The 9,284-nt window shown below is 58.1% G+C and carries 8 protein-coding genes; 4 read left to right on the top strand and 4 right to left on the bottom strand.

Annotation, left to right across the window (positions count from 1 at the left end; translation table 11 throughout):
• Positions 1 to 100: 100 nt before the first annotated feature.
• Positions 101 to 2,131: a TonB-dependent receptor gene (locus tag CKW23_RS25135; protein ID WP_025261552.1), complete on the bottom strand. Its 2,031-nt coding sequence runs from the start codon at positions 2,129 to 2,131 to the stop codon at positions 101 to 103.
• Between the two features lie 256 nt (positions 2,132 to 2,387).
• Here CKW23_RS25135 and CKW23_RS25140 point away from each other — a divergent pair, with 256 nt between their 5' ends.
• Positions 2,388 to 2,615: a VF530 family DNA-binding protein gene (locus CKW23_RS25140; protein WP_025261551.1), complete on the top strand. Its 228-nt coding sequence runs from the start codon at positions 2,388 to 2,390 to the stop codon at positions 2,613 to 2,615.
• 38 nt (positions 2,616 to 2,653) lie between these two features.
• Positions 2,654 to 3,316, top strand: a complete 663-nt coding sequence (locus tag CKW23_RS25145; RefSeq protein WP_025261550.1) for a Pr6Pr family membrane protein — start codon at positions 2,654 to 2,656, stop codon at positions 3,314 to 3,316.
• Between the two features lie 29 nt (positions 3,317 to 3,345).
• Here the strand turns inward: CKW23_RS25145 and CKW23_RS25150 are convergent, their stop codons facing one another.
• The 3 genes from CKW23_RS25150 to CKW23_RS25160 form a co-directional block, all read right to left on the bottom strand.
• Positions 3,346 to 4,116, bottom strand: coding sequence for a siderophore-interacting protein (locus tag CKW23_RS25150; RefSeq protein WP_095068623.1), 771 nt, complete (start codon positions 4,114 to 4,116; stop codon positions 3,346 to 3,348).
• Positions 4,113 to 4,709: a PadR family transcriptional regulator gene (locus CKW23_RS25155; protein WP_095068625.1), complete on the bottom strand. Its 597-nt coding sequence runs from the start codon at positions 4,707 to 4,709 to the stop codon at positions 4,113 to 4,115. Before CKW23_RS25155 ends, CKW23_RS25150 begins: the two co-directional genes overlap by 4 nt.
• Positions 4,710 to 4,780: 71 nt before the next feature.
• Positions 4,781 to 7,888 carry a biosynthetic peptidoglycan transglycosylase gene (locus CKW23_RS25160; RefSeq protein ID WP_095068627.1) on the bottom strand — a complete coding sequence of 1,036 codons (3,108 nt, stop codon included), beginning with the start codon at positions 7,886 to 7,888 and terminating at the stop codon, positions 4,781 to 4,783.
• On the opposite strand from CKW23_RS25160, the gene CKW23_RS25165 reads away from it, so the two are divergent.
• Together CKW23_RS25165 and CKW23_RS25175 are read left to right on the top strand one after the other, a co-directional pair.
• Entirely contained in the window at positions 7,887 to 9,104 is a 1,218-nt protein-coding gene (locus tag CKW23_RS25165; protein WP_256590487.1) for a hypothetical protein, read from the top strand. The genes CKW23_RS25160 and CKW23_RS25165 overlap by 2 nt on opposite strands.
• A gap of 18 nt (positions 9,105 to 9,122) precedes the next feature.
• Positions 9,123 to 9,284, top strand: a 162-nt coding sequence (locus CKW23_RS25175) for a transposase (RefSeq protein WP_143498983.1), incomplete at its 3' end; no start/stop codon positions are given.

The raw sequence follows: 9,284 nt of genomic DNA on the forward strand, positions 1-9,284 counted from the left end.
ATTTTTGACCAGACGCAAACCTGACAGGCACTGTTGCGCCATTGGCAACAGTGCTGCTCGCAAGCCCCCGCGCATTGCACGCTGGGGCTTTTCAAGGCGATCAGAAAGTGGTGCGTAAACCGACTTGTACGCTACGGCCCTGGGCCGGTGCGATATCCCGCAGGATCGAGCTGGCGTAGCGCACGGTCTGGTTGGTCAGGTTCTCGCCATTGACGAAAGCCAGCCATTGGCTGCTGCCCAGATTGAAGCGGTAACCGGCACTGGCCCCCAGCGTGGTGTAACCATCGGTCGTGGATTCGTTATCCGGGACTCGACGCTGAGCGCTGGCATGCTCGATATCGAGGCGAGCCTGCCACTTGTCCAGTTCCCACAGCAGGCCACTGTTCAGACGCAAGGGTGCGATACGGGGCAAGGCTTCGCCGGTATCCAGATTTGTGGCGCGGGTGTAGTCACCGGACAGTTCCAGTGCCAGGCTGCCGTAGCGGTTTTCACCCAGCTTCCAGTGGTCCTGGGCCTCGAAACCGCTGAAGCGCGCACGAACGCCAGCGTAGTTGAATTCTGGGATGCCGCTGGCATCGTCCTGTCCGTCTTCATCGACGGTACGACCACTGCCCAGCAAGCCGATGTAGTTGGAGAAGTGGCTGTAGAAAACACCCGCACTGCCTTTGTGGGTGCCATTGTCGAAGCGCAGGGCCAGATCGCTGGAAACCGCTTTTTCTTTCGAGAGGTCGGCATTGCCGCGCTCGTAAGTGCCGGTGGCCACGTGAGCGCCATTGGCATACAGCTCATAGAAGGTTGGAGCGCGTTCGGTATAACCCAGCGTCGCAGCCAGGGACCAGACGGGTGTCAGAGTGTAGACCGCGCCCGACGACAGGCTGCCCGCCGTGAACTTGCTGGAGTTGTCGGCTGCGGCGAAACGATCCTTGCCCTGAGCATCGGGATTGACCGTGGTGTGTTCGATGCGTCCGCCCAGGCTCAGCTTCAAGCGCTCGGTGGCTTGCAGTTCTTCAAGAATGAACAGCGCGCCAGCATCGGTATCGGTCTGCGGCACGAAGGCTTCTTCACCCAAGGCAGAAAACTCGCTGCGGGTTATCTGTGCGCCCACCACGCCATTGACTGGCCCTATGGGTTGATGACGGGCTTCGATGCGGGCTTCGTAACCCTTGTTCTTGAAGGTGGTGCCGACTTCGCCGCCTTCGATCTCGCGGTGTTCATAGTCGGTGTAGCCCGCGTCCAGTTTGACCGACGTGAAAGGCCCGGACAGATTGCGGATCTCGGAGGCGAAAGCGTAATGCTCCTGCTGCATGCGGATACGCACGTCCTGCTCGGCGGGTGAGCCGTAGTTGGAGTCGTAGTTGCTGTACGACACGCCCGCATAGCCGTCATCCCAGGTGTAGGAGCCGCCGACGGCGCCGCCGTCCTGACGTCCATCGCTGTTGCTCAGGCGGTTTTTCTTGTCACCGTCTTCGCTGCCCTGGGCGCGCAGCTCGCGGGTGCGGGCGTAGCCGGGGATGTGCAGGTCATTGAACTCACGGGCGTTGGCATCGATGTGCAAGGCGAACTGACCGTTACCGGCTTCCAGTTTGCCCGCGCTGCTACGGGTCGTATCTGCTCCGCCGTAACGAAGTTCGCCTGCACCGTGAATGCCTTCGATGGCTTCGGTGGGGATGCGGTTATCGAAGGTGTTGACCACGCCGCCGATGGCGCTGCCGCCATAGAGCAGGGCGGCCGGGCCTCGAACGATTTCGACGCGGTCGACATTCACCGGGTCCAGCGGGACGGCGTGGTCGTAGGACAGGGACGAAGCATCCAGCGCGCCTACGCCATTGCGCAGGATACGAATCCGGTCACCGTCCATGCCGCGAATGATCGGGCGGCTGGCGCCCGGGCCGAAATAGGACGAAGAAACTCCCGGCTGCTTGTTCAGGGTTTCACCCAGGCTGCCTTTCTGCTCAAGGGTCAGGGCATCGCCTTCCAGAACCGTTGTCGGCGTTGCCAGTTGATCGCTGCCCAGCGGGTTGGCTGTGATGACCTGAGGTTGCAGCTCAAGGCTTTCTGCTGCATGGGCTGGCGCGGCCAGCAGCAGAGCGGTTGCCAATGGCGTCAGGCGCCAGAGCAGGTTGCGGTGCATCGGTGACATATCGGTTTCCTTGGCAGGGCGCATGGCAGAGCCCCAAGTCGAGAGTTAAGCGGGTAGGTACGTAATTTATTGTTACACTATAACATCTCTTTTTGTCGTGAAAAGGGGAACTTTTCCGTGTCTTCCATGAAGGCTTCTTGTGGGCGGAGCTGGCGAAACTTCACTCATCTCACGCTAAGCTCTTCCTACCTTCTGATGGCTCGGCTAAGGTGCGCACCTTCGCATTCATCAAGCTTCAAGGTCAGTCATGACAACAACCCAGAACGACCCTCTGCACGGCGTCACGCTGGAACAGATCCTCAAGGCTCTGGTCGAGCACTATCAATGGTCCGGTTTGTCTGAGCGCATCGATATTCGCTGCTTCAAGAGTGATCCGAGTATCAAGTCCAGCCTGACTTTTCTGCGCAAGACGCCCTGGGCTCGCGAGAAAGTGGAAGCGCTGTACGTGAAGCTGCATCGCAGCAAGGGTTGGTAAGACACTCGGCATGGACGCTGGCCTTCAAGGATCAAAAGATGCACAGCGAACATCCGCAACTGACGCAGGGACAGCGTCGCTACACGCTGGTTGCCGCCTGCCTGGGCTGGTCTGGCCTGGCTATCCAGATGTATCTGATTTTCTGGGCGCGCTGGGCCGATCAGGCCAGCCTGCTGGGCGGTCTGGTTCGTTTCTTCAGCTTCTTTACGGTCTTGAGCAACACGCTGGTCGCGGTGGCGCTCACCTGTGCATTGAGTCATCGCCAGTCCCGCGGGCATGATTTCTTTCGCCATCCGGTCGTGTGCGGCGGCATTGCTGCCAGCATTGCGCTGGTAGGTATCGCCTATAACCTGCTGCTGCGCCATCTGTGGCAACCACAAGGCTGGCAGTGGATCGCGGACGAATTGTTGCACGACGTCATGCCGCTGATCTTCGTGGTGTATTGGTGGCTGTATGTGCCCAGAGGCAGGCTTCGTTTTAACCATGTGCTGCTGTGGACGCTGTACCCGATCCTCTACTTCGGCTATGTCCTGCTGCGCGGCGATGCATTGGGGGATTACATGTACCCCTTCATCGATGTCGGCACGCTCGGGTATGCGCAGTCCTTTATCAATGCGGGTGGCGTGCTGTTGGGGTTTGTGGTGATTGCGCTGGTTTTGCTGGGGATTGATAAAGGGTTTCGCGAAAGAACGCCTCGATGAGTGCGTTCATTCGCGAAGAAGCAGCCTGATCAGCCTTCGTCATTCTCATCCAGACGCCAGTAACCAGCCGCCTTGACGAACCCCTCATCAAGCCCGAATTCGTCCAGCAGCACACGGCGGATCTTGCGTGACAAGGCCGCTTCGGTGGCGACCCAGGCGTAGAGCTTGCCGGCAGGCACTTCCAGACGGCGCGTAACATCCACCAGATTCTGTTCGCCGCGAACGACCCAGGTGACGTTGATCTGTGCCTGGCTTGTGAAAACCTGCTGCTCATCCTTGTTCGCAATCTCGACCACCACCTGTGCGATACGATTCGCCGCCAGCGACTCCAGGCGTCGGGCAATGGCCGGGATGGCGGTTTCGTCGCCGATCAGCAGATAGCTGTCGAAGATATCCGGCACCACCATCGAGCCACGGGGACCGGCAATATGCAGGAATTGTCCAGGCTCGGCCTGAGCCGCCCATGTGGCAGCAGGGCCGTCACCGTGCAGGACGAAATCGATATCCAGCTCGCCTGTGGCTTCGTCGTAACGACGCGGCGTGTAGTCACGCATCGCCGGACGCGGGCCATCGCCGCTGCTGCCGGGTGTGAAGTTGTCCAGCGCCGCCTGCTCTTCGGGAGTCTGGGCGAACAACAGCTTTACGTGGTCATCGGTGCCCAGGCTGATGAAGCCCGCCAGTTGCGGCCCGTGCAGGGTGACGCGACGCATCAGCGGCGTCAGCTCGGCGACACGCAGGACTTCAAGCTTGCGCACTCGGATTTCATGGTTGACGCGATGGATCGATTGTTGCGAATTCATACGGACTTCTCCGACGCAGATTGTGGGCCATCGACGATGGATTTGGCGGTCTCGTTGAGCAGGTCGCGAACACGAAGAATTTCTTCCGGGCTCCAGCGACCGTGGTGCATCTGCAGCGCATGACGCAGGTTATGCACCGCTTCATGGATTTCCGGTGGACGGTCATGGCCGCGCAGGGAGCGTTTGCTGACTTCGATCCGCATTCTTACGCCATCAAGGGCGACAGCCTGTTCGGTCAGCGATTCCAGACCGGCAGCAGTAATGGTGTAAAGCTTCTTGCCGCCCTGGGCATCGCCCAGAATCAGTTCGCTTTCTTCAAGAAAGGTCAGGGTGGGATAGATCACGCCAGGACTTGGGCTATAGGCGCCATCGAACATGCCTTCGATCTGGCGGATCAGGTCATAGCCATGGCAAGGCTGCTCGGCAATCAAGGCCAGCAGCAACAGCTTCAGGTCACCCGGAGCGAACACCCGAGGGCCACGTCCGCCGCGTTCACGGCCAGGGCGTTTTTCAAAACCGTCGCGGCCATCGCCATATTCGCGAAGCAGGGGACGGTCGTGGGGACGGTGAGGGTCATCACGCATTCTCTTCATCTCTCGTTCCGATTTAGATATACCTTAAGATATATCTTAAATGTTTCGCAAAGAGATACGGACGAACGGTCTCATGCGCTTGGAGAGGGCGCGCCGCACATGGCATGCCCGCCATTTTCCAGATAGGGCACAAGAATGGGAGCCATACCCTTGAGCACTTGCACTGGCAAGGCCGAGGTAAACCTGAAGCCTTCTGCGGCGCGGCCAGGGACAAAAGCGGTCAGGGTGCCGAAGTGGTTTTCACCGAGGTAGAACACAAAAGTGGCTGTGCGGTTGATGGCGCGCGAACTGATCACCCGTCCACCCGCACCAATGCTTTCGATACGGTTGTCCCCGGTGCCCGTCTTGCCTCCCATGGCCAGGATGCTGCCGTCCTGCAGTTTGAAAGTGCCTTGCACACGCTTTGCCGTACCGCCATCCACCACCTGCGACAGCGCTTCGCGCATGGCGGCTGCCACTTCGGAAGGCAGCACGCGCTTGCCCAGCTCCGGATTGCTGGCCAGCACGGTTTCATAAGGCGTGCCAGCAGCAAAATGCAGGCTGTCGATGCGCAGGGCAGGCAGGCGGATGCCATCGTTCTGGATGATGCCGATCAGCTCGGCCAATGCCGCAGGACGGTCGCCCGAGCTGCCGATGGCCGTCGCCAGTGAGGGCACCAGATGATCGAACGGATAACCCACCCGCTGCCAGCGCTGTTCGATATCCAGAAACGCCTCGACTTCCATCATCGTGCGGATGCGGCTGTCCCGAGCGCTCTTGTGTCGGCTCTTGAACAGCCAGCCATAGACTTCCTGGCGCTCATGACGGCTGGCTGCAACTGCATCCTTGAACTGGGCGTCGGGGTATTTCAACAGGTAACCGAGCAACCACAGGTCCAGAGGGTGGACACGCGCGATATAACCCTGATCCGGCAAGTCGTAGGCGCCAGGCCCGTAGTTTTTGTAAAGCTCTGTCAGGCGTTTTTCGGTGAGTTTCGGGCGGGTTCCGGTTTCGACCAGATGGGCGCGGACGAAGGCATTGAACGTATCCTGATCGGCACCTGGCAACAGGTAGCGATGCACTGCCGCCAAACGGACAGCCGTGGGATTGATGCCATCGAGAAAGGTGTCCAGCCGTTCCTGGGTGGACTTGTCCTTGTAGCGTTTCCAGAACTTCAGCAGGAAAACCGTGCCTTCTCGGTCGGCAAACTGGCTCAGGTATTCCTGGCGACGGGGGTTGTCATCATCCTTGAGCAACGCGGCGCTGTTGTTGGGTGCCTGATAAGTGCTGTAGCGCACCAGATCACGCATCAGGCGAATGAAGGGCAGGTTGATCGACTCGCGCAGGGACTCGCGCAGCGTCGGAATCCGCTCATTGTCTTCGCGACGGAAATTGTTGAAGCGATGCAGGCCGCCACCGGTAAAAAAGCTTTCGCCAGGGCTGGCCGAATATTGTCGATCCAGGGCCGCAGAGAGCATTTTCGCCAGGTCACGGTCCTTGTTTTGTATCAGGTAATCCAGAGCCCAGCGGGTCAGCCGGTCAGGTTCTTCGACCGGGGTTTTTCTCAACGCTGTAACACTCATGTCGGCGTAGCGTGCGTGCAGCTCGGCGATGATTTCCAGATAAGTGGTCAGCACTCGCATCTTGGCAGTGGAGCCCAGCTCCAGCTTGCTGCCCTCGTTGATGTCGAACGGCTGGTCGGTGCTGTCGGTTTGCACCCGTACCCGCGAACCGTCCGGCCCGCGCTCGAACAGAGTGAAGCTGTAACGCACCTGAGCTGTGCTGGCCGGTGACAGTAGCCGTTCGCCGAACAGGCCGATTTTCTCCGCGAAGGCCGGGTTCGCCAGATCGCGCAGGTATTGGCTGACACTGTTTTGCAGCTCGCCTTGCAGCGTACTGGTGGCTGACAGATCGAGCCGGTCCAGATCATAGAGCGGGCGATTGAGCAGGTTGGACAGCCGGCTGCGCGCCACACTGATGCCCTTGTTGGTTTCAATGGGCTGGATTGTCGGTTGCTGTACCCAGTCACGGTAAGTGACCGCGCTGGCCAGTGCCGCGTTGGCCAGCGGTTGATCGATGACCTGTGCCTGTGCGAGCAAGCGAATATGGCTGTCAGTGAGATCCGCCAGTTCCAGTCGGCCTTTGGTCAGGTAATAGGACGGACGACGCTGGGCAATCACCAGCGATAACACCTCGCGCAGCGCCAGACCTTTTTCGCCCAGGCCCTTTGCGTCTTTCGGGTCTGAGGCGAGTACCTGATTGGTCCTTGCAAAGTCGGCACCGAACCAGACTCGCAAGCCTTCAGCCATGCCATGAACTTCGCCATGACCGGGCACCGCGGACAATGGCACGCTGTTCAGGTAATCACGCACCACATGCTGACGTGCCTGCAAGGTCTGCTCGCCCGGCAGATAGGCCCGGACACTGGCAGAAATCATCTGACGCAGTTTCTCTGAGCCCGATTGCGTCAGGCCGTCCGGAGAGTGGCGATATTTCTCCAGTTGCGTCGCCAGGGTACTGCCGCCTGCTGACTGGCCAGGGATCGCAAATATCTTGGCCACCTGAGACAGTGCCGCCTTGGCGAAGCGCGGCCAGTCCACGGCCGGGTTGGCCAGTGGCTGCTGCTCATCGAGCAGATCACGGTTCTCGATAAACAAAAGACTGTTCACCACCAGGGGCGGGATGGAGGCAAAGTCGGCGTAGAGTTGCTGCGGATAGCGAAACTCATAAAGCGGTTCACTGCGGCAGTCGGTAATCGACAGGCCCGCCTGGATTTTCTCCTCGTAAGGCACGAAAAAGCCGTGTTGGCTGTAGCGCAACAGCTCGGGTGAAAAGCGTGTCTGCCGGGTAATCAGGTAATCGCGTTTGAGCAGGCGCGACAGGAATTCATCCATCGACGAATAGCCCAGGCGTTTATCGAAAGGCCCCTCACCGGGATAAACCACTGCATCGCTCGGGCCGGGTTCGAGCGAATAGCTCAAGCTGGCGGCAAAGCGGCTGAACTCCTTTGCCTGAAGCCTTGAACTGCGGCTTTCGACGGCAATGGCTGCTCCCAATGCAATGCCGCCCATCGTCACCACGACCCAGAACACCCTCCACCCGTAACGCTTGCGGCGGGGTGGAGTGGACATGGGAGGGTCATCCTGACGCTCAGCAGAAATCACACCTTGCCTGGTATCGGAATGCCGTAATACGCCCATGATCGATTGGCCCGGTCACCCTGTTAGTCGCACTTGTCTCAAGCTTAGACGCTGGCCGCAGTTGCGGGAAAAATTGTCTTGTGGCGTGGGAGATTTCAGGCAGGCAGGGGCGTTTGGTGGGCTACCAGGCGACTTCATTGTGCTGGTATTTGTTAGCAAGAGATATTGCCCGGAAAAACGTAAGGGGTTTCTGAAATTAAAAAGTGTAGGACATTTCCTTTTATTTTATTCGGGATTGAACATGATGGGCCTGAGTGATTATGTCCGGCTTGTCAGTGGCAAGGGTGCCCTGCATAAAATCAATAATAAGGAAGTTATCATGAACAAGCGCTGGAACTGGTTTTACCCGGCATTCTTATGCGGGTGTTTATGGGCGTTTTCAGGTCATGCACTTGCGCAGGCCCAGGGGGCATTCCAGCTTCCCGTTTCGACTGCCGGGCAGGAACAACAGGTGCAAGAGATCGACGGCGAAGCGTTCACTGTACTGAGCGACCGCATTCATCAGATCGAGCAGACATTACAGAGCGACACCTCGGTGGACCGTTATAGTTTTACAGCCATTCGCGGGCAGGATGTATTGCTCGCAACGCCGGGGCTCAGTGTATTGAATCGCGTATGGAAGGTTGAATATCAGGTCGATGGTGGAGAGTGGAAGCTCAAGAAATACAACGGGCCTGAGGCTTTTCGTAGCCTGACACCGGGAGCGCGGATCAATATTCGGGTGATGGCCGCTGACGGCGCCAGATTTGATAAAGCGGGTTACCGCATCGTGTTCGGCTCGTACCCCCATATGCGCTATGACCTTCATGATGAAGAGGGTTTGCTGAAAATACCTTATGGTTTGACCGATCCTCCTTTTCTGGCCACACAGGCTTTTACGAAGGCATTGCTTGAGGGGACATTTACCGATAGCAAGGCTTATCCGTTGGAAGGTGGTGTGATGAATTTTGAGTTGGAGCCCCATCGCGGGCTGAAAAAAATTACTAAAATTTTTACCTCTGATGCAACGGGCAGGATTTCGGAACTTATGGAGTTTGATCGTTGCGAGAGTGGTAAATATGCCGGTAATTTTGTTCATAAGCATAATGGTCGCAATACCTGGAGCACTCAGTATTTAGTGGGGAAATACAGTGCGGTCAATGTGTTACTGGGGAGTATGGCGGATAAAACCCTGAATCGCCCCGGGTTTCGTAGACACCTCCATGCCTTAAAATGAGGCCAATCAGGAGGTGCCATGAGCAACCCGCGTTATCCCGAAGAATTCAAAACCCAAGCGGTCAATCAAGTGACCGAAAAGAAGCTTCCCGTCGCTGACGTAGCGGCCCGTCTTGGTGTGTCGACGCATAGCCTCTATGCGTGGATAAAGCGCTACAGCAAACCTCAAGAAGAACGGCAG

Source organism: Pseudomonas sp. Irchel 3A18 (genome assembly GCF_900187465.1).
Taxonomy (GTDB): Bacteria; Pseudomonadota; Gammaproteobacteria; order Pseudomonadales; family Pseudomonadaceae; genus Aquipseudomonas; species Aquipseudomonas cichorii.

Bases quoted from the DNA above. Each gene is read 5' to 3' on its own strand.
- CKW23_RS25135 (WP_025261552.1), bottom strand. From the start codon at position 2,131: ATGCACCGCAACCTGCTCTGGCGCCTGACGCCATTGGCAACCGCTCTG.
- CKW23_RS25140 (WP_025261551.1), top strand. From the start codon at position 2,388: ATGACAACAACCCAGAACGACCCTCTGCACGGCGTCACGCTGGAACAG.
- CKW23_RS25145 (WP_025261550.1), top strand. From the start codon at position 2,654: ATGCACAGCGAACATCCGCAACTGACGCAGGGACAGCGTCGCTACACG.
- CKW23_RS25150 (WP_095068623.1), bottom strand. From the start codon at position 4,116: ATGAATTCGCAACAATCGATCCATCGCGTCAACCATGAAATCCGAGTG.
- CKW23_RS25155 (WP_095068625.1), bottom strand. From the start codon at position 4,709: ATGAAGAGAATGCGTGATGACCCTCACCGTCCCCACGACCGTCCCCTG.
- CKW23_RS25165 (WP_256590487.1), top strand. From the start codon at position 7,887: ATGATCGATTGGCCCGGTCACCCTGTTAGTCGCACTTGTCTCAAGCTT.
- CKW23_RS25160 (WP_095068627.1), bottom strand. From the start codon at position 7,888: ATGGGCGTATTACGGCATTCCGATACCAGGCAAGGTGTGATTTCTGCT.